Genomic DNA, 18,325 nt, shown 5'->3' with positions numbered 1-18,325 from the left:
GGTCGGAAAAAGCCGCGCATCATACCAGCAGCGTGGGCCAATGGCTGCGATCGTCGGCGATGTTTTGCACTGCTGGCAAGTAGCGCATACTGCGCCCTGCTTTTAAGGGGGGATTTATGCGCAGCACAGTGAAAATGACAGCATTGACGCTGCTGGGGGCAGCGGCCTGCTGGTTGGCGGCTCCGGCCCTGGCGCGTTCGGCGCCGCCGTTGAGCCAGGTGGAGATTCTCAAGGTGCTGTCACCTTCCTGCGGCCTGGAAGATGTCTCCGATGGGCGTGAACGCACCCAGTGCGACCACAACGGCCCGAACATCAAGGTCTACGTGCTGGAGATCGGCTACGGCCGCGAGCCCCATGTGAACCTGGACGGTTTCGAGGTCGACGGCACTCGCTCGCCGGTGTGCGAGGACGGCTCCGCCTATGTGCCCTGCGGCAACTCGGGAATCACCGTGGGCTACATCTATGTCTTCGACCTGGCGGGCAAGCAGGAAGGCACCTTCAGCTTCAGCAACACCTCGATCAACGCACCGGGCAATACCCTGAGTGCGCAGATCTACATCAGGTAGCCCCGAACGGCGTTCGGCAAAGCTGACTAAGCTCTAAAGACCTTCCTTGTGGAGTCATCCCCATGACCTTCAGAGCCTTGGTCACCCTTGCCGAAGGCATTGATGACCTGCAAAGCGTGACCCTGATCGACGTACTGCGCCGTGCCGAAATCGAGGTGTTGGCGGCCAGTGTCGAAAACCGGCGCATGCTCACCTGCGCCCGCGGCACTCGACTGACCGCCGACGCCATGCTGGTGGATGTGCTGGCCCAGCGCTTCGACCTGATTGTGTTGCCCGGCGGCGCGGTAGGTGCCCAGCATTTGGCGGGCCATCAACCCCTGATGCAATTGGTCAAGGATCAGGCGGCCGCCGGCAGGTTCTTCGCCGGCATCGCCGAAGCACCGGCCCTGGCCTTGCAGGCCTATGGCGTGCTGCGCCAGCGGCGCATGACCTGCCTGCCCAGCGCCAGCCATCAGCTGTTGGGCTGTACCTTTGTCGACCAGCCGGTGGTGGTGGATGGCAACTGCATCACCGCCCAGGGTTCCGGCGCGGCCCTGACATTTGCCCTGGCCCTGGTGGAGGCGCTGTGCGGTCGCGGCAAGCGCGCCCAGGTGGCAGCAGAGTTGTCGGTATAGGGCTCAGCCGACATGGGCCGCGATAGGCTCGATCACCGGTTGCAACTCCTGCTCGGTGTGCCAGATGTCGTAATCGGCCTGCACCGCCAGCCAGACCTTGGCCTTGCCGATTCCGGCACGTTCCAGGCGGACCGCCAGTTCCGCGCGGATCGGCGCATGGCCGTTCAACACCTTGGACAGATGCGGGCGGGCATAGCCGATATGCCGGGCCAGTTCCGTCACGCTGATGCCCAGCTCAGGCAAGACATCCAGGCGCAGGGTGTCACCGGGGTGGGGCGGGTTGTGGATGGGCATGATCCTGCCTCCTGTTCAGTGGTAGTCCAGATAATCGACCAGTTCGATATCCGAACCTACGAAACGAAAGATCACTCGCCAGTTGCCGGACACCACCAAAGACCAATAGCCGTGCAGGTCGCCCTTGAGTGGGTGCAGCCGCCAACCCGGCAGGTTGAGGTCTGCCGGTTCGCTGGCGTGATCCATGAACGACAGCTGGCGGGCCAGCCGGCGTGCATGCTCAGCCCGTATTCCACGAGTCGATCCGGTTTCATAGAAGGCGCGCAGGCCTTTGTGCTGAAAGGACTTGATCATGGGGAGCGAGTGTAAGGCGATACCTTACACGCTTCGTAGCGGTTTTGTATTGCAGAGAATGATCAACACGCTGTTACGAGGCGGTTGCGTGCATTGATTCTTGTTGGAGAGGGCCGGCTACAGCGGCCTGACGGTGGGGCTCGAAAGCGGGTAACAAAGGTTAACAGGCCACTCATTGCACCGTTCGCTCCAGCACTTCTATAGTTCGCGCCGTCGCTGCCAATTCAGCGAACGGGTTTGGTCACCCGAAATTAGAAGGCGCTTTGCATTCAAGTTCGGCGGGCGCTGGGTTGTTATTCAGCCCAGTGCATTCATGACCAAAAAGGATTTCTCGATGAATATTTCAATTGATACTCCTCGCTACCTCCCGCTTAAATCCAGCGCTGGCCTTCCAGGTGTTCTCTTCATCAACGCCAATGCGTCCCCTGAGGCGCTTTACGAGGCGGCCGAGCAACGTATGCGTACCGCTGCCAACCTGCTGGAAACCCTCTGTTGTCTGAACTTCAGCCACGGCGATGTGAAGGACATCCCGCACATCATCGATGTGCTCTATGTACTGACCCAGGATGGTTGCGACCTGCTGGAGGCGGCGAAATGGCGTGTAGCCGCTGAGGCTCAGCCCAGTCACTGATACCTGAATCTAGCCGCGCCCGTCCGGCGCGGCTTCAGGCCTTGGCCTCTTCCACTCGCTCGATCATCCGATCGCGCTTGGCCAGGGTCGGGAACAGCTTGATCCAGACCCCGGTCACGACCAGCGTGCCGACCCCGCCCAGCACCACCGCCGGCACGGTGCCGAACCAGTGGGCGGTCAGCCCGGATTCAAATTCCCCCAGCTGGTTCGAAGCGCCGATGAACAGGCCGTTTACCGCGCTGACCCGGCCGCGCATTTCGTCCGGGGTTTCCAGCTGCACGAAGGACGCGCGGATCACCATGCTGATCATGTCCGCCGCCCCCAGCACCACCAGCACCACCAGGGAAAACCAGAACGAGGTCGAGAGGCCGAAGGCGATGGTGGCCACGCCGAATACGCCGACGGCGGTGAACATCACCCGCCCGACCTTGCGCTCGACGCTAAAGCGCGCCAGCCACAGCGACATCAGCAAGGCGCCCACCGCTGGCGCCGAACGCAGCAGGCCCAGGCCCCAGGGACCGGTGAGCAGGATGTCCTTGGCGAACACCGGCAAGAGTGCTGTGGCGCCGCCCAGCAGCACGGCGAACAGGTCCAGGGAGATGGCGCCGAGGATGTCCGGGCGGCTGCGGATGAAGCGAATCCCCGCCAGCAGCGAATCGAGGGTGGCCTTGCCCTTGTTCAGCGGCGTCTGCCGGGCCGGCAGGTTGAGCATCAGCAGGCAGGCGATCAGGTACAGGACCACGGTGGGGCCGTAGACCCAGACGCTGCCGAAGGCATACAGCAACCCGCCCAGGGCCGGGGCGACGATGGTCGCCGACTGTTGCGCCGATTGCGCGGCGGCCACCGCCCGGGGAAACAGCGCCGCGGGCACGATGCTCGGCAGCAGGGCCTGGGTGGTGGGCATCTCGAAGGAACGGGCGCCGCCGAGGAGGAAGGCCAGGATGAAGATCATTTCCCGGGTCACGCTGTCGGTCAGGCTGCCGACGGCCAGGGCCAGGGCGATCAAGGCTTGCAGCGACTGACAGATAGCCGCCACTCGGCGCCGGTCGTAGCGGTCGGCCACGTGCCCGGTGTGCAGCATGAACAGCACTCTTGGGGCAAACTCCACCAGCCCCACCAGGCCCAGGTCGAGCACATTGCCGGTCAGCTGGTAGAGGTTCCAGCCGATGGCCACAGTGAGCATCTGGAAACCACTGGCGGTGAAGATCCGGGCCAGCCAGAACGCAATGAACGGACGATGGTGACGGAGCAGCAGAGGGTCTTGGCTGGGCATCGGGCGGTCGATCTGAGCGGGGAGTGCGACGAGGTTATCACCAAGATGTAACCAATAGTTGCGGGGCGGGGGAAATCGTTAGCCACGCATCTATCTCGTTTTTCGCTCGAACACCGGGTCGCGAACCCTGTAGCCGCTGCCGCAGGCTGCGAACGCTTTGGGCGGCACTCCGTCGCAGGAGACGCCAGGATCTTGAATACGCCGCAGGTTCGCCGGGAAATGGCCAGGCAAGACCCTGCGTACCGAACGCGGCCCGGCCTTTCGCAGCTTCGCAGGCTCAGCAGCGGCTACAGGCGTTTTGTGTGGGGAAAAGCCGGGAAAACCCCGGGTTTGGCGGGGTGAGGCAAGCTGTCACGCGGCAAATAACCACAGAGTTGCGCGCTGAAAATAGGACTACTCTTTTAACGTTGCTTGACCCAGATCAAAACCTTTTCCAGTGGTTTGATGTGGCGGCCCAAGGGCCAGAATCCCTACGTTGCGATGGTTTAAAAAAGAACGAATCCGAATTCGCCGAACTCCATATCCGTGGGGGCAGTAGGCGCTGGCCTTTGGCCCGCAGCCGGTTTTACCTGATAGAGGAAAGCTTATGTTCGGTTTAGAGGCGCTTGATCTCGCCCGAATTCAGTTCGCATTCACCGTTTCGTTCCACATCCTGTTCCCGGCCATCACCATTGGTCTGGCGAGTTATCTGGCGGTACTCGAAGGCCTGTGGCTCAAGACCCGCGACGATACCTATCGTGATCTTTACCACTTCTGGTCGAAGATCTTCGCTGTCAACTTCGGCATGGGGGTGGTTTCCGGTCTGGTGATGTCCTACCAGTTCGGCACCAACTGGAGCCGTTTCTCCGATTTTGCTGGTGCTGTCACTGGCCCCTTGCTCACCTATGAAGTGCTCACCGCGTTCTTCCTCGAGGCTGGTTTCCTCGGGGTGATGCTGTTCGGCTGGAACAAGGTCGGACGCAAGCTGCACTTCTTCTCCACGGTGATGGTGGCCATTGGCACCCTGATTTCGACCTTCTGGATTCTGTCCTCCAACAGTTGGATGCAGACCCCGCAAGGCTTCGAAATCGTTGACGGCCGAGTGATTCCGGTGGACTGGCTGGCGGTGATCTTCAACCCGTCATTCCCCTATCGCCTGGCGCACATGGCGGTGGCGGCGTTCGTCGCCACAGCGTTCTTCGTCGGCTCGTCCGCAGCCTGGCACTTGCTGCGGGGCCGCGACAACCCGGCCATTCGTCGCATGCTGTCGATGGCCATGTGGATGGCCTTGATCGTGGCGCCGGTGCAGGCGGTGATCGGCGACTTCCACGGTCTGAATACCCTCAAGCACCAGCCGGCGAAAATCGCCGCCATCGAAGGTCACTGGGAAAACGTCGGTAATGAGCCGACCCCGCTGATCCTCTTCGGCTGGCCGGACATGAAGGCTGAGAAAACCAAATACGCAGTGGAAATCCCTTACCTGGGCAGCCTGATCCTCACCCACTCGCTGGACAAGCAGGTGCCGGCGCTCAAGGAGTTCCCGCCTGAAGACCGTCCCAACTCGACCATTGTGTTCTGGTCGTTCCGGGTCATGGTGGGCCTGGGCATGCTGATGATCTTCACCGGCCTGTGGAGTGTCTGGCTGCGCAAGCGCGGCACCCTCTACACCTCGCGTCCGTTCCTGTACCTGACGTTGTGGATGGGGCCGTCCGGCCTGATCGCGATCCTGGCGGGCTGGTTCACCACCGAGATCGGCCGTCAGCCTTGGGTGGTCTATGGCCTGATGCGCACGGCGGATGCTTCGTCCGCACACAGTTTTGTGCAGATGAGCATCACCCTGGCGTTGTTCGTGGTGGTGTATTTCTCGCTGTTCGGCGTGGGTCTGGGCTACATGATGCGTCTGGTGCGCAAAGGCCCGGTCACCAACGAAGGTGCCGAAACCAGCCACGGTGGTCCCGGGCAGAAACGTACCCCGGCCCGTCCGCTGTCCGCAGCCGACGATGACCACGACGCCGACCACGGCACCCGCCTGAACAAGGGGAACTGAGTCATGGGTATTGATCTTCCGCTGTTGTGGGCCGTGATTATCATCTTCGGCATCATGATGTATGTGGTCATGGACGGCTTCGACCTGGGGATCGGGATTCTCTTCCCGTTCGTCAAGGACGACCGCGACCGTGACGTGATGATGAACACCGTCGCCCCGGTCTGGGACGGCAACGAGACCTGGCTGGTGCTGGGGGGCGCGGCCTTGTTTGGCGCCTTCCCGCTGGCCTACTCGGTGGTGCTCTCGGCGCTGTACCTGCCGCTGATCCTGATGCTGATCGGCCTGATCTTCCGCGGGGTGGCCTTTGAGTTCCGCTTCAAGGCCAAGGAAGACAAGCGTCATATCTGGGACAAGGCGTTTATCGGCGGCTCGGCGGCGGCGACCTTCTTCCAGGGCGTGGCTTTGGGCGCATTCATCGACGGTTTGCCGGTGGTGGACCGCCAGTTTGCCGGTGGCTCCCTGGACTGGCTGACGCCCTTCACCCTGTTCTGCGGCCTGGCGCTGGTGGTGGCCTATGCCTTGCTTGGCTGCACCTGGCTGATCATGAAGACCGAAGGCAAGCTGCAGCAGCAGATGCATGACCTGGCCCGGCCCCTGGCCTATGTGGTGCTGGCGGTGATCGGCATCGTCAGTATCTGGACGCCCTTGGCCCATGCCGATATCGCGGCGCGCTGGTTCACCCTGCCCAATCTGTTCTGGTTCCTGCCGGTGCCGATCCTGGTGCTGGTGACCATGTACGGCCTGCTCCGTGCTGTGGCCCGCAACGCGCATTACACGCCGTTCCTGCTGACCCTGGTGCTGATCTTCCTCGGCTACAGCGGCCTGGGTATCAGCCTGTGGCCGAACATCGTGCCGCCGTCGATCTCCATCTGGGACGCCGCGGCGCCGCCGCAAAGCCAGGGCTTCATGCTGGTGGGCACCTTGTTCATCATCCCGTTCATCCTGGGTTACACCTTCTGGAGCTACTACGTGTTCCGCGGCAAGGTCACCCACGAAGACGGTTACCACTAGGTAGGAGCCGGCTTGCCGGCGAACAGGCCCTTGCACCTTGTGCCTGGCTGGCCGGCGCTTTCACTGGCCAGCCAGCTCCGACGAGGGTTTGGGTCAAGCAGGAGTTGAAATCATGAGCGATAAACACTCTTTGCAGGAAATCGAACAGGCGGAAAAACAGCCCCTGTGGCGGCGCCTGGGTTGGCTGGCGATGATCTGGGGTGGCAGTGTGCTGGCCCTGTTCGTGGTGGCCAGCCTGATGCGCATGTTCATGAGCGCCGCGGGCCTGACTACCCACTGATCATCCCATCCCGTTGCCTTGCGGCACGGTTTCAACCCTCCGCTTGCGGAGGGTTTTTTTTGCCTGTTACTTGCGCGCTTTGAGGATCACGAACTTGGGCGTGGCCGCCACTTGTTCGACGCCGCGGAACAGCCGCGCCAGCTTGCTGTGATAACCCAGGTGACGGTTGCCGACGATATACAGCGCACCGCCCACCACCAGGGCTTCCCGGGCCTGTTGGAACATGCGCCAGGCGAGGAAGTCGCCCACCACCTGCTGCTGGTGGAACGGCGGGTTGCACAGCACCACGTCCAGGGACTGTGGCGCTTGCCCGGCCAGGCCATCGCCGGCGCGCATTTCGGCTTCGCGCTCGCCCAGCACGGCCTGCCAGTTCTCCCGTGCCGACTGCACGGCCATGAAGGATTCGTCCACCAGGGTGTAGTGGGCCTGGGGGTTGTCCAGGGCGCTGGCGATGGCCAGCACGCCATTGCCGCAGCCCAGGTCCGCGACCCGGGCGTTGCCGAGGTTCTGTGGCAAGTGCGGGAGGAAGGCGCGGGTGCCGATGTCCAGGCCTTCGCGGCAGAACACGTTGGCGTGGTTGAGCAGTTCGATGGCCGGCTGCTCCAGGCGATAGCGGGTCGGGTAGGGCGACACGACCGGCGGTTTGGCTTCTGGCGTGGCGACCAGCAGGCGGGCCTTTTTCACCGCCAGGGAGGCCTGCACCGGGCCGATGTAGCGCTCCAGCAAGTCACCGGCGGCGCGGGGCAGGTGCTTGACCATGGCCGCCGCCACGACCTGGGCGCCAGGGGCCAGTTGTCCCTGCAGGCGGATCAGCTGTTCTTCCAGCAGGGCCAGGGTCTTGGGGACGCGAATCAGCACCCGGTCGAAGGAACCGTGCAACGGCTCGCTGGCCGGTATCACCCGCAGGGCGTCAAAGGGCAGGCCGTTGCGCACCAGGTTCTTTTCCAGGGCCAGGGCGCCCAGGTACGAATCGCTGCTGCTGCTGACCTGGACCTTGCCCAGCAGGCTTGCAGCCAGGGCGCCGAAGCTGTCGTTGAGGATCAGCACCCGGGTATCGCTGGTCGGTTGCTGCTCGGCCAGATGGTTGAGCAGGTATTCGTCCGCTGCGTCGAAGGCTTGCAGCGGCTCGTTTTGCTGTTCGGGCTGGCGGATCAGGTCGAGCTGGGCGAAGGGGCTTGCAAGCAGGGGCATGGGGCGGACTCTAGGTAATCGGTGAATGTCCCGGCGGTGGGGGCTGTCGAGCGCACGGGAACCCTCGAACAGCGCAGGCGCGGGCCGTTCGAAGCGGGGCTAAATGGTACGTTTTTTTGCCGGGGATTGCCCGTGCTCTATGCCACTACAAACCGCCGGTGTTTCTGTCCGGCGCTTTGCGGGACACTAGCGCATCGCTTTTGTGGAGCCCGTCATGACCGCCAGTGAAGAAAAGTACACTCGCCAGACCCTGCTCGAGGTCCAGCCGCTGACCTCCAGCCTGTTCACCCTGCGCACCACCCGGGATGCGGGTTTTCGCTTTCGCGCCGGGCAGTTCGCTCGTCTCGGGGTGACCAAGGCCGATGGCAGCACGGTGTGGCGCGCCTATTCCATGGTGTCGTCGCCGTTCGATGAGTTTCTCGAATTCTTCTCCATCGTGGTGCCCGGTGGCGAGTTCACCAGCGAGCTGAGCCGCCTGGAAGTGGGGGACAGCCTGTTGGTGGATCGTCAGGCCTTTGGCTACCTGACCCTGGATCGTTTCGTCGACGGTCGCGATCTCTGGTTGTTATCCACAGGCACCGGGATTGCGCCGTTCCTGTCGATCCTCCAGGACTTCGAGGTCTGGGAGAAATTCGAACGCATCATCCTGGTCTACAGCGTGCGCGAGGCCAGGGAGCTGGCTTATCAGCAGTTGCTTGCCGAGTTGCCGCAACGTGAGTACCTGGCCGAGTTCGCGCATAAGTTGCAATTCATCAGCACCGTGACCCGCGAGCAGCACCCGGGCAGCCTCAATGGGCGCATCACCCAACTGATCGAGAACGGCGAGCTGGAACGCGCCGCTGGCGTGGAACTGACCCCCGAGCATTCCCGGGTGATGCTCTGCGGCAACCCACAGATGATTGACGACACCCGTGCCCTGCTCAAGCAGCGAGGGATGAACCTGAGCCTGAGTCGACGGCCGGGGCAGGTGGCGGTGGAGACTTACTGGTAACCAAAACGGCGCCTTGAGGGCGCCGTTGATGTATTGCAGGACTCGCCTCAGGGCTTGTTGTTCTGCGCCTTGAGCAGATCGCGGATCTCTCCCAGCAGCTCTTCTTCCTTGGTCGGTACCGGTGGCAGGGTAGGGGCCACGGCTTCTTCGCGTTTCAGGCGGTTGATGACCTTGACGCCCATGAAGATGGCGAAGGCGATGATGATGAAGTCGATGATGCTCTGGATGAACTTGCCATAGGCCAGAACCACCGCGGGTGCATCCCCAGCCGCCGCTTTCAGCGTGACCGCCAGGTCCCCGAAGTTCACCCCACCGACCAACACGCCGATGGGCGGCATGACCACGTCGCCGACAAAGGACGAGACGATCTTGCCGAACGCGGCGCCGATGATGATACCCACGGCCATATCGACCACGTTACCTTTGACCGCGAAGGCCTTGAACTCACTTAGCACGCCCATAGGTTATTCCTTGTTACAGATGAGGTTGGTTACGGCAGTGTAATTCAGCAAAAAGCATTTTGCCGACACAACTTTTAACAGCACGCGGGGTTATTGACCGATAAACAGGCAAAGAGTTTTTTCAAAGTGCCATCGGATCGCGCGCGATATACCCCGCATTTGACGAGATAACCAGAACATTCTGTCAATCGATGGGTTATGGCCTTTCTATTTATCTTTCAAATGTTTAGTCACTAGCCTCTAGCAGGCGCACCGAGATGCGCCTTATATAACTAGAGGAATTCAACATGACCGCTTCTCTTGGCCTTGGGAGTTTTTCCCAGCGACGCGTACTGGGCGTGCTTGCCGCCAGTCTGCTTTCCCTTTCCGTACAGGCCGCCACGCTGACCCGCGACAATGGCGCGGCAGTGGGCGATAACCAGAATTCACAGACCGCAGGCGCCACCGGCCCGGTGTTGCTGCAAGATGTGCAACTGATCCAGAAGCTTCAGCGTTTTGATCGCGAGCGCATTCCAGAGCGCGTGGTACACGCCCGTGGCACTGGCGCCCACGGCACCTTCACCGTCACCGACAACCTCAGCGACCTGACCCGTGCCAAGGTGTTTGCCGCCGGCGAGGTGACCCCGGTATTCGTGCGTTTCTCGTCGGTGGTGCATGGCAACCACTCCCCGGAAACCTTGCGTGATCCACGGGGTTTCGCCACCAAGTTCTATACCGCAGAGGGGAACTGGGACCTGGTCGGCAACAACTTCCCGACCTTCTTCATTCGCGATGCCATCAAGTTCCCGGATATGGTGCACGCGTTCAAACCCGATCCGCGTACCAATCTGGATGATGACTCGCGACGTTTTGATTTCTTCTCTCATGTTCCCGAAGCCACTCGCACATTGACCGAGCTGTATTCCAACTCCGGAACTCCGGCCAGTTACCGGGAAATGGATGGTAATGGGGTGCACGCCTACAAGTTGATCAACGCCAAGGGTGAAGTGCACTACGTGAAGTTTCACTGGAAGAGTCTGCAAGGTCTGAAGAATCTCGATCCGAAACAGGTGGTCGAGGTACAAGGGCGTGATTACAGCCATATGACCCATGACTTGGTAACCCACATTAATAAAGGGGACTTTCCCAAGTGGGACTTGTATGTCCAGGTATTGAAACCCGAAGACTTGGCCAAGTTTGATTTCGACCCGCTGGACGCCACCAAGATCTGGCCGGATGTGCCCGAGCGCAAAGTGGGACAGATGGTGTTGAACCGTAACCCGGCCAACGTCTTCCAAGAGACTGAGCAAGTGGCCATGGCCCCGTCCAACCTGGTACCGGGGATCGAGCCTTCGGAAGACCGCTTGCTGCAAGGCCGGGTGTTCTCCTACGCCGATACCCAGATGTACCGCATCGGCGCCAACGCTCTGCAACTGCCGATCAACGCACCGAAGAACCCGGTGAACAACGGCAACCAGGACGGCGCGATGAACCTGGGTCACACCAGCACGGGGGTCAACTACCAGCCGAGCCGGCTGATGCCCCGCGAAGAGCCGCAAACCGCGCGCTACAGCCAGCTGGCACTGTCGGGCAGCACTCAGCAGGCGAAGATCCAGCGCGAGCAGAACTTCAAGCAGGCCGGTGATCTGTACCGTTCCTTCAGCAAGAAGGAACGTCAGGACCTGATCGATAGCTTCGGCGGCTCCCTGGCCACCACCGATGATGAGAGCAAGCACATCATCCTGTCGTTCCTGTATAAGGCCGACCCGGAGTACGGCACCGGCGTGACCCGCGTGGCCAAGGGCGACCTGACTCGGGTCAAGGCGCTGGCGGCCAAGCTGAGCGATTGATCGAGCGCGTTTCACTCCGTCACGCCCGCCCGGGCGTGACGACTTTTTCCGACAGAGGAGTCGCGCCATGCGTCTTTTTACAGCGCTGCTGTCAGTGGCCTGTTCGTTTGCCGCCTACGCGCAGCCGGCGGCCGAAGCCGCGACCGCCGCCGACCCGGTGGCGGTCAAGGTGCAGCTGGAACACTACTATTTCGATGCCGCCCGCCGGGGCGATGTGGAAATGCTCGACACCTTTATCGAGGCCGGTTACTCCCTCGATACCCAGGATGAAAAGGGCTACACCGCGTTGATCCTCGCCGCTTATCACGGCCAGGGTCCGGCAGTGGAGCGCCTGCTGGACGCCGGCGCCAATGCCTGTGCCCAGGACAAACGCGGCAACACGGCGTTGATGGGGGCGATCTTCAAGGGCGAGGTGCAGATCGCTCGGCGTTTGCTGGCGACCGATTGCAGTCCCGATCAGCGCAATGGCGCCGGGCAGACGGCGGCCATGTACGCCGGGTTGTTCAAGCGGGTCGAACTGTTGGACGCCTTGGCCGCCAAGGGCGCTGACCTGAATGCCGAAGACCCGCTGGGCAATAGCGCCACGCGGCTGGCCAGCGGGCAGATACGCACCACGGCGCCGCGCTGATCGGTTCCAGCTGAGCTATCATCGCGGTTTTTGCCGGGGGTTCAGATGGCCAAGGCCAAGCGCATGTACGGCTGCACCGAGTGCGGCTCCACCTTTCCCAAATGGGCCGGGCAATGTGGCGAGTGCGGGGCCTGGAACACCCTGACCGAGACCATGATCGAAAGCGGTGGTGCCGTGGCGCCTGCCGGGCGCACTGGCTGGGCCGGGCAACAGGCGCAGATCAAGACCCTGGCAGAAGTCAGCGTCGAGGAAATTCCACGTTTCTCCACCGCTTCCGGCGAGCTCGACCGAGTGCTGGGCGGCGGCCTGGTGGACGGCTCGGTGGTGCTGATCGGTGGTGATCCGGGGATCGGCAAGTCGACCATCCTGCTGCAGACCCTGTGCAACATCGCCACGCGCATGCCGGCCTTGTACGTCACCGGCGAGGAGTCTCAGCAGCAGGTGGCGATGCGCGCCCGGCGCCTGGGCCTGCCCCAGGATCAGTTGCGGGTGATGACCGAGACCTGCATCGAAACCATCATCGCCACCGCTCGGGTGGAAAAACCCAAGGTCATGGTGATCGACTCGATCCAGACCATCTTCACCGAACAGCTGCAATCGGCTCCGGGCGGCGTGTCCCAGGTGCGCGAGAGCGCCGCCTTGCTGGTGCGTTACGCCAAGCAGAGCGGCACGGCGATTTTCCTGGTGGGCCACGTGACCAAGGAAGGCGCCCTGGCCGGGCCGCGGGTGCTGGAGCACATGGTCGACACCGTGCTGTATTTCGAGGGCGAGTCTGACGGTCGCCTGCGGTTGCTGCGGGCGGTGAAGAACCGTTTTGGTGCAGTCAATGAGCTGGGTGTGTTCGGCATGACCGACCGCGGTCTGAAGGAAGTCTCCAACCCTTCGGCGATTTTCCTCACTCGGGCCCAGGAAGAAGTGCCCGGCAGCGTGGTGATGGCCACCTGGGAAGGCACCCGGCCGATGCTGGTGGAAGTCCAGGCGCTGGTGGATGACAGCCACCTGGCCAATCCGCGCCGGGTCACCCTGGGCCTGGATCAGAACCGCCTGGCCATGCTGCTGGCGGTGCTGCATCGCCACGGCGGGATTCCGACCCATGACCAGGACGTGTTCCTCAACGTGGTGGGTGGGGTCAAGGTGCTGGAAACCGCCTCCGACCTGGCGTTGATGGCCGCCGTGATGTCGAGCTTGCGCAATCGTCCGCTGCCCCATGACTTGCTGGTGTTCGGTGAAGTCGGCCTGTCCGGTGAAGTGCGTCCGGTGCCCAGCGGCCAGGAGCGTTTGAAAGAGGCCGCCAAGCACGGCTTCAAACGGGCCATCGTGCCCAAGGGCAATGCGCCGAAAGAGTCGCCGCCGGGCTTGAAGATCATTGCCGTGACCCGCCTGGAACAGGCGTTGGATGCGCTCTTCGAATAAATCGAGCTGGGCTCTCATGGAAGGAAGCAGGTAATGGGCATGACAAAGTTGAAGGGCTGGTGGCTGGGCCTCAGCCTGCTGTGTGGCAGTGGCTTTGCCGTGGCGCAGCCGAGCGAGGTGCCCGAGGGCTATCGCGTGGCCCAGCAAGTGCTGGTGGGCGATGGCTCGCTGCTGGAGGTGCTGGAGGATGTGCGCATCACGCCGCAACTGCACGCCGACAGCTGGGGCAATGGCCTGGACGCCGACAGCTTTGCCCAATCCGAGGACGATCACCCGACCACGCCCTTGGGCGCTCAGGTGCGCCTGGTTTCCGACGGTGGCGAGGTGCTTGCGCAGAGGTCCTTGGGCTATCCCCTGGCCACGGTGGAAAAGGCGCCGCTCAACGGCCTGCCATCGCCGGCGTTTTTCCTCACCGTCGACCAGACCGCCCCCATGGGCAGCTACAGCGGTCCGGCCACGCAAGTGCTGATGCCGCAGCAGAGTCAGCTGGACTCGGTGCTCTATCTGGGTGAAGAAGGGGAAAGGCAGCCGCTGGTGTTTGCCCAGACTGGCAAGGCGGCGTGGCGGATCGTGCCGTCCCGGGAAGGGGGCACCGAAAGCATCCAGCAGGTGTCATCGGCGTCGTCGATGGAGAACGAAGAGTTCATCACCACCTATCGCACCTTCCGTTATGTCGACGGCCAATGGACAGTATCGTCACGGCAGCAAGCGGGTTACTGGGACATGGAAAGCGACTTTCCCGAACCCGCGCTGTTCCCCTGAATCCTGGTGCCTTTGATCAAATACTGATCAGCGCACCCAGTTCCCGCTCCAACTCCTCGGGGTCCCCCAGGTTCAGCTCGATCAACCTCCTGAGGTGTTCGATGGACTCCAGGCCGATGTGCAGGCAGACGAAGCCCAACTGACCGTTATGGTCGTGGGCCAGTTGCACATTCATACGCACATCGGCATCGAGGCCCAGGTGAATATCGGCTTCGAAGGGGCGGTTGGGATCTCCGAGCCAGGGGTCGGGGCGTTCGATCAACAGTCCCTTGAGGGACAGGTCCAGCAACCGCACCGGCCAGCGGTGGGTGCCTTGACTCAGTTCAGTCGTGGCATCGAAGGCGATGCGTTTGAAGCGTCGGCGTTCGGCGTGTTGCTCGCTCATGGGCTGGCCCTCTGCGTGGTGCACTGACTATAGACCCCGGTTTATTACTGTCGCTACAAAGCCATCGGACCGCAAAAAAAATGCAATGCCGCCGTGCTCGCGGCTTGCCGGACGAATGGGCCTGATTCAGGGTTTTGTGTCGGTGCGCCTTGAGCAGAAAAATTTCCAAAAAAATGCCGCTCATAAGATAAAAGAAGGCTCTAGACCAACGTGGGGGGTGGTCTTTGAGAACAGTAGCGCTACACTCGAAATGCTGTTTTTCTATCCCCCTGGCCGGAATAAAAAAATGAAAAATAATAATAGCCTGCTGCGCCATGTCCCTTGGCTGCTGCTGGCAATCGTAGGAGCGTGCGCCCTCGGCGTAGTTGCATTGCGTCGCGGCGAGGCGATCAACGCCTTGTGGATTGTGGTGGCCGCGGTGGCCATCTATCTGGTGGCGTACCGGTACTACAGTCTGTTCATTGCCAATAATGTGATGCAGCTGGACCCGCGTCGGGCCACTCCCGCCGTGCTCAACAATGACGGTCTGGACTATGTGCCGACCAACAAACACATTCTCTTCGGTCACCACTTCGCGGCCATTGCCGGCGCCGGCCCTTTGGTGGGCCCGGTCCTGGCGGCGCAGATGGGCTACCTGCCCGGCACCCTGTGGCTGATTGCCGGGGTGGTCCTGGCCGGTGCGGTTCAGGACTTCATGGTGCTGTTCCTGTCCACCCGGCGTAACGGCCGTTCCCTGGGCGACATGGTCCGTGAGGAAATGGGGCGTATTCCCGGCACCATTGCGCTGTTCGGCTGCTTCCTGATCATGATCATCATCCTCGCGGTGCTGGCGCTGATCGTGGTCAAGGCCCTGGCCGAGAGCCCGTGGGGCATCTTCACGGTGATGGCGACCATTCCGATCGCGGTGTTCATGGGCGTGTACATGCGCTACATCCGCCCGGGCCGCATCGGCGAGATTTCGTTGATCGGCGTTCTATTGCTGCTGGGTTCCATCTGGCTGGGGGGGCAGGTGGCCGCCGATCCGGTCTGGGGCAAGATGTTTACCTTCACCGGCATCCAGATCACCTGGATGCTGATCGGCTACGGTTTTGTCGCCGCGGTGCTGCCGGTGTGGCTGATCCTGGCGCCCCGTGACTATCTGTCGACCTTCCTCAAGATCGGTACCATCATCGCCCTGGCGATTGGCATCCTGATCACCATGCCCGAGCTGAAAATGCCGGCCCTGACCCAGTTCACCGATGGCACTGGCCCGGTATGGAAAGGCGGCCTGTTCCCGTTCCTGTTCATCACCATCGCTTGTGGCGCGGTGTCGGGCTTTCATGCGTTGATCTCCTCGGGGACCACGCCCAAGCTGCTGGATAACGAAACCAACGCCCGCTACATCGGCTACGGCGGCATGCTCATGGAGTCCTTCGTGGCGATCATGGCCATGGTCGCGGCTTCGGTGATCGAGCCTGGCGTTTACTTCGCCATGAACAGCCCGGCGGCCATCGTCGGCGGTGATGTGGTGGCCGTGGCGCAGACTGTCAGCAGTTGGGGCTTTGTCATCAGCCCGGAACAATTGCAGGCGGTGGCCAAGGACATCGGTGAAAACACCATCCTGGCCCGTGCCGGTGGGGCACCGACCCTGGCGGTGGGTATCGCGCAGATCCTCCACCAAGTACTGCCGGGTGAGAACACCATGGCGTTCTGGTACCACTTCGCGATCCTGTTCGAAGCCCTGTTCATTCTGACCGCTGTGGATGCCGGTACCCGTGCCGGTCGTTTCATGCTCCAGGATTTGCTGGGGTCTTTCGTTCCAGCGCTCAAACGCACTGAATCCTGGACCGCCAACCTGATTGCTACCGCCGGTTGCGTGTCCCTGTGGGGCTACCTGCTGTACCAGGGCGTGATCGATCCGCTGGGCGGCATCAACACCTTGTGGCCGCTGTTCGGCATCTCCAACCAGATGCTGGCCGGTATTGCCCTGATGCTGGGCACCGTGGTCCTGATCAAGATGAAGCGCCAGCGCTACATCTGGGTCACCCTGCTGCCGGCTGTCTGGCTGCTGATCTGCACCACGACTGCGGGCTTCATCAAGCTGTTCGACGCCAACCCGGCGATCGGCTTCCTGTCGCTGGCGAAGAAATACAGCGATGCGATGGCCAATGGTCAGATCCTCGCTCCGGCCAAGGACATCACGCAGATGCAGCACGTGATCTTCAACGCCTACACCAACGCGACCCTGACCGCCTTGTTCCTGCTGGTGGTGTTCAGCATCCTGTTCTACGCGCTCAAGGTCGGTATCGCGGCTTGGGGCAGCAAGGAGCGTACGGATAAAGAATCGCCCTACCAGGCTGTGCCTGACGCGTAACCCGAGGATTGCAACCATGTTCAATGACCTGAGTCGCCTCGGTAAATACCTCGGTCAGGCCGCGCGCCTGATGGTCGGCATGCCCGACTACGACAACTACGTCGAGCATATGCAAACCAAGCACCCGGACAAGCCGGTCATGTCGTACGAGGCGTTCTTCCGTGAACGCCAGGAAGCCCGGTACGGCGGCAAGGGCGGTCCGAAGTGCTGTTGAAGTACAGCGTGTAAGCCACACCCATGTAGGAGCCGGCTGCTCGGCGATAGCGCTCTGATTGACGCCATCGTCGGCCAGCCGGCTCCTACGTTTTTATGCGTGGGAGATCCTGTTTTGCAAAATCCTATTCCCGTCACCGTGCTCAGCGGTTTCCTCGGCGCCGGCAAGACCACTTTGCTGCGTCATCTGCTCAAGGCCGAGCACGGTTTGAAGATCGCCGTGATCGAGAATGAGTTCAGTGATGCCGGTATCGACACCCAGCTGCTGGGGGACGAGCCGGTCCAGGTCATGACCCTGTCCAATGGCTGTGTCTGCTGCACCATCCACACCGACCTGACCAAGGCCCTGTATCTGCTGCTGGAGCGCCTGGACAGTGGCGAGATCGCCTTTGATCGACTGGTGATCGAGTGCACCGGATTGGCCGACCCGGCTCCGGTGGCGCAGACCTTTTTCATTGATGAAGAGTTGCGTGAGCGCTACATCCTCGACGGCATCATTACCCTGGTGGATGCCAAGCACGCCGAGTTCCACCTGACCCAGACCATCGCCCAGGCGCAGATCGGCTTTGCCGACCGGCTGCTGGTGAGTAAGCGCGACCTGGTGGATGAGCAGACCTTCGAGGCCCTCAGCCAGCGCCTGACGCGGATCAACCGCCGGGCGCCGATTCGCCTGGTGGAGCACGGCCGGATCGATCTGGCGGAACTGCTGGATGTGCGGGGCTTCAACTTGAATGCTGATCTGGGCGGCGGCATCAGCCTGCGTCCGGTGAGCCCGGCACCCTCGGTGGATCGGATTTCCAGCCTGGTGCTGCGCACTGAACAGGCCCTGGACCTGGATCGCCTCAGCGAGTTCATGAATGAGCTGCTGGAGGATCATGGCAAGCAATTGTTGCGTTACAAGGGCGTGCTGAACGTGATCGACGAGCCACGGCGCATGGTGTTCCAGGGCGTGCTCAAGCTTTACGGCTTTGACTGGGATACCGAATGGGCTGAGGGCGAGGCGCGGGAGAGTGTGATGGTGTTCATTGCCGACGATCTGCCGGAAGAGAAGATCCGGCAGGGCTTCGAGAAGATGCTGGGGGGCTGAAGTCTTCGCTGGCCAGCCGACTC

The 18,325-nt window shown here is 61.9% G+C and carries 20 protein-coding genes; 14 read left to right on the top strand and 6 right to left on the bottom strand.

All coding sequences use genetic code 11. The annotated features are described in order from the left end of the window. Positions 1-116 precede the first annotated feature (116 nt). Both PFZ56_RS01365 and PFZ56_RS01360 read left to right on the top strand, forming a co-directional pair. Positions 117-566 (top strand): DUF4879 domain-containing protein, encoded by a 450-nt coding sequence (locus PFZ56_RS01365; protein WP_102882281.1) that lies wholly within the window; start codon positions 117-119, stop codon positions 564-566. A 62-nt stretch (positions 567-628) separates the two neighbouring features. Then, positions 629-1,180 carry a DJ-1 family glyoxalase III gene (locus tag PFZ56_RS01360; protein ID WP_170002336.1) on the top strand — a complete coding sequence of 184 codons (552 nt, stop codon included), beginning with the start codon at positions 629-631 and terminating at the stop codon, positions 1,178-1,180. Positions 1,181-1,183: 3 nt separating this feature from the next. Here PFZ56_RS01360 and PFZ56_RS01355 read toward each other — a convergent pair whose 3' ends face one another. After that, the gene (locus PFZ56_RS01355) at positions 1,184-1,474 is read right to left on the bottom strand and encodes a HigA family addiction module antitoxin (RefSeq protein WP_016966170.1); all 291 of its coding nucleotides are present in this window, start codon (positions 1,472-1,474) and stop codon (positions 1,184-1,186) included. A 15-nt stretch (positions 1,475-1,489) separates the two neighbouring features. Next, entirely contained in the window at positions 1,490-1,768 is a 279-nt protein-coding gene (locus PFZ56_RS01350; protein ID WP_016966171.1) for a type II toxin-antitoxin system RelE/ParE family toxin, read from the bottom strand. Positions 1,769-2,102: 334 nt separating this feature from the next. On the opposite strand from PFZ56_RS01350, the gene PFZ56_RS01345 reads away from it, so the two are divergent. Further along, on the top strand, positions 2,103-2,399 hold the full coding sequence (locus PFZ56_RS01345) for a hypothetical protein (protein ID WP_110596213.1): 297 nt from the start codon (positions 2,103-2,105) through the stop codon (positions 2,397-2,399). A 34-nt stretch (positions 2,400-2,433) separates the two neighbouring features. Here PFZ56_RS01345 and PFZ56_RS01340 read toward each other — a convergent pair whose 3' ends face one another. Next, positions 2,434-3,672, bottom strand: a complete 1,239-nt coding sequence (locus PFZ56_RS01340) for an MFS transporter (RefSeq protein ID WP_110596212.1) — start codon at positions 3,670-3,672, stop codon at positions 2,434-2,436. A gap of 586 nt (positions 3,673-4,258) precedes the next feature. On the opposite strand from PFZ56_RS01340, the gene PFZ56_RS01335 reads away from it, so the two are divergent. The 3 genes from PFZ56_RS01335 to PFZ56_RS01325 all read left to right on the top strand — a co-directional run bounded on the left by PFZ56_RS01335 (position 4,259) and on the right by PFZ56_RS01325 (position 6,989). Further along, a complete protein-coding gene (locus PFZ56_RS01335; RefSeq protein ID WP_102865419.1) occupies positions 4,259-5,698 on the top strand; it encodes a cytochrome ubiquinol oxidase subunit I in 1,440 nt (479 codons plus the stop codon). A gap of 3 nt (positions 5,699-5,701) precedes the next feature. Continuing rightward, complete coding sequence (gene cydB / locus PFZ56_RS01330) at positions 5,702-6,709, top strand: cytochrome d ubiquinol oxidase subunit II (RefSeq protein WP_102882278.1); 1,008 nt, start codon at positions 5,702-5,704, stop codon at positions 6,707-6,709. Between the two features lie 112 nt (positions 6,710-6,821). Next, complete coding sequence (locus PFZ56_RS01325) at positions 6,822-6,989, top strand: DUF2474 domain-containing protein (protein ID WP_102865421.1); 168 nt, start codon at positions 6,822-6,824, stop codon at positions 6,987-6,989. Positions 6,990-7,055: 66 nt separating this feature from the next. On the opposite strand, the gene PFZ56_RS01320 is transcribed toward PFZ56_RS01325, so the two are convergent. Continuing rightward, the gene (locus PFZ56_RS01320; RefSeq protein WP_170002338.1) at positions 7,056-8,180 is read right to left on the bottom strand and encodes a methyltransferase; all 1,125 of its coding nucleotides are present in this window, start codon (positions 8,178-8,180) and stop codon (positions 7,056-7,058) included. A 214-nt stretch (positions 8,181-8,394) separates the two neighbouring features. Between PFZ56_RS01320 and PFZ56_RS01315 the strand changes: the two genes are divergently transcribed. Beyond that, a complete protein-coding gene (locus PFZ56_RS01315; protein WP_102865423.1) occupies positions 8,395-9,171 on the top strand; it encodes a ferredoxin--NADP reductase in 777 nt (258 codons plus the stop codon). 47 nt (positions 9,172-9,218) lie between these two features. Here the strand turns inward: PFZ56_RS01315 and mscL are convergent, their stop codons facing one another. Then, positions 9,219-9,632: a large-conductance mechanosensitive channel protein MscL gene (gene mscL / locus PFZ56_RS01310; RefSeq protein ID WP_102882276.1), complete on the bottom strand. Its 414-nt coding sequence runs from the start codon at positions 9,630-9,632 to the stop codon at positions 9,219-9,221. 287 nt (positions 9,633-9,919) lie between these two features. Here mscL and katB point away from each other — a divergent pair, with 287 nt between their 5' ends. The 4 genes from katB to PFZ56_RS01290 all read left to right on the top strand — a co-directional run bounded on the left by katB (position 9,920) and on the right by PFZ56_RS01290 (position 14,264). Beyond that, complete coding sequence (gene katB, locus PFZ56_RS01305; RefSeq protein WP_170002340.1) at positions 9,920-11,461, top strand: catalase KatB; 1,542 nt, start codon at positions 9,920-9,922, stop codon at positions 11,459-11,461. 67 nt (positions 11,462-11,528) lie between these two features. Then, a complete protein-coding gene (locus tag PFZ56_RS01300) occupies positions 11,529-12,089 on the top strand; it encodes an ankyrin repeat domain-containing protein (RefSeq protein ID WP_102882274.1) in 561 nt (186 codons plus the stop codon). 45 nt (positions 12,090-12,134) lie between these two features. Continuing rightward, positions 12,135-13,502 carry a DNA repair protein RadA gene (radA, locus tag PFZ56_RS01295; RefSeq protein ID WP_170002342.1) on the top strand — a complete coding sequence of 456 codons (1,368 nt, stop codon included), beginning with the start codon at positions 12,135-12,137 and terminating at the stop codon, positions 13,500-13,502. Between the two features lie 33 nt (positions 13,503-13,535). Continuing rightward, positions 13,536-14,264 (top strand): hypothetical protein, encoded by a 729-nt coding sequence (locus PFZ56_RS01290; protein ID WP_375538621.1) that lies wholly within the window; start codon positions 13,536-13,538, stop codon positions 14,262-14,264. A gap of 16 nt (positions 14,265-14,280) precedes the next feature. On the opposite strand, the gene PFZ56_RS01285 is transcribed toward PFZ56_RS01290, so the two are convergent. Beyond that, positions 14,281-14,649, bottom strand: coding sequence for a PilZ domain-containing protein (locus tag PFZ56_RS01285; protein ID WP_102882273.1), 369 nt, complete (start codon positions 14,647-14,649; stop codon positions 14,281-14,283). A 286-nt stretch (positions 14,650-14,935) separates the two neighbouring features. Between PFZ56_RS01285 and PFZ56_RS01280 the strand changes: the two genes are divergently transcribed. From PFZ56_RS01280 to yjiA, 3 genes are all read left to right on the top strand, one after another. Beyond that, positions 14,936-17,002 (top strand): carbon starvation CstA family protein, encoded by a 2,067-nt coding sequence (locus PFZ56_RS01280; RefSeq protein WP_102882272.1) that lies wholly within the window; start codon positions 14,936-14,938, stop codon positions 17,000-17,002. Between the two features lie 16 nt (positions 17,003-17,018). Then, positions 17,019-17,216, top strand: a complete 198-nt coding sequence (locus PFZ56_RS01275; RefSeq protein WP_007937254.1) for a YbdD/YjiX family protein — start codon at positions 17,019-17,021, stop codon at positions 17,214-17,216. A 114-nt stretch (positions 17,217-17,330) separates the two neighbouring features. Next, positions 17,331-18,302 (top strand): GTPase, encoded by a 972-nt coding sequence (gene yjiA / locus PFZ56_RS01270; RefSeq protein WP_102865429.1) that lies wholly within the window; start codon positions 17,331-17,333, stop codon positions 18,300-18,302. Positions 18,303-18,325: the final 23 nt, after the last annotated feature.

Origin of the sequence: Pseudomonas danubii (assembly GCF_042980055.1) — a bacterium.
GTDB lineage: Bacteria > Pseudomonadota > Gammaproteobacteria > Pseudomonadales > Pseudomonadaceae > Aquipseudomonas > Aquipseudomonas danubii.
Note: the sequence above shows the minus strand (reverse complement) of the source record. Positions and strands in the feature narration are given on the sequence as shown.

Coding starts and splice junctions, on each gene's coding strand:
- PFZ56_RS01365 (WP_102882281.1), top strand. CDS start 117: ATGCGCAGCACAGTGAAAATGACAGCATTGACGCTGCTGGGGGCAGCG.
- PFZ56_RS01360 (WP_170002336.1), top strand. CDS start 629: ATGACCTTCAGAGCCTTGGTCACCCTTGCCGAAGGCATTGATGACCTG.
- PFZ56_RS01355 (WP_016966170.1), bottom strand. CDS start 1,474: ATGCCCATCCACAACCCGCCCCACCCCGGTGACACCCTGCGCCTGGAT.
- PFZ56_RS01350 (WP_016966171.1), bottom strand. CDS start 1,768: ATGATCAAGTCCTTTCAGCACAAAGGCCTGCGCGCCTTCTATGAAACC.
- PFZ56_RS01345 (WP_110596213.1), top strand. CDS start 2,103: ATGAATATTTCAATTGATACTCCTCGCTACCTCCCGCTTAAATCCAGC.
- PFZ56_RS01340 (WP_110596212.1), bottom strand. CDS start 3,672: ATGCCCAGCCAAGACCCTCTGCTGCTCCGTCACCATCGTCCGTTCATT.
- PFZ56_RS01335 (WP_102865419.1), top strand. CDS start 4,259: ATGTTCGGTTTAGAGGCGCTTGATCTCGCCCGAATTCAGTTCGCATTC.
- cydB (WP_102882278.1), top strand. CDS start 5,702: ATGGGTATTGATCTTCCGCTGTTGTGGGCCGTGATTATCATCTTCGGC.
- PFZ56_RS01325 (WP_102865421.1), top strand. CDS start 6,822: ATGAGCGATAAACACTCTTTGCAGGAAATCGAACAGGCGGAAAAACAG.
- PFZ56_RS01320 (WP_170002338.1), bottom strand. CDS start 8,180: ATGCCCCTGCTTGCAAGCCCCTTCGCCCAGCTCGACCTGATCCGCCAG.
- PFZ56_RS01315 (WP_102865423.1), top strand. CDS start 8,395: ATGACCGCCAGTGAAGAAAAGTACACTCGCCAGACCCTGCTCGAGGTC.
- mscL (WP_102882276.1), bottom strand. CDS start 9,632: ATGGGCGTGCTAAGTGAGTTCAAGGCCTTCGCGGTCAAAGGTAACGTG.
- katB (WP_170002340.1), top strand. CDS start 9,920: ATGACCGCTTCTCTTGGCCTTGGGAGTTTTTCCCAGCGACGCGTACTG.
- PFZ56_RS01300 (WP_102882274.1), top strand. CDS start 11,529: ATGCGTCTTTTTACAGCGCTGCTGTCAGTGGCCTGTTCGTTTGCCGCC.
- radA (WP_170002342.1), top strand. CDS start 12,135: ATGGCCAAGGCCAAGCGCATGTACGGCTGCACCGAGTGCGGCTCCACC.
- PFZ56_RS01290 (WP_375538621.1), top strand. CDS start 13,536: ATGGGCATGACAAAGTTGAAGGGCTGGTGGCTGGGCCTCAGCCTGCTG.
- PFZ56_RS01285 (WP_102882273.1), bottom strand. CDS start 14,649: ATGAGCGAGCAACACGCCGAACGCCGACGCTTCAAACGCATCGCCTTC.
- PFZ56_RS01280 (WP_102882272.1), top strand. CDS start 14,936: ATGAAAAATAATAATAGCCTGCTGCGCCATGTCCCTTGGCTGCTGCTG.
- PFZ56_RS01275 (WP_007937254.1), top strand. CDS start 17,019: ATGTTCAATGACCTGAGTCGCCTCGGTAAATACCTCGGTCAGGCCGCG.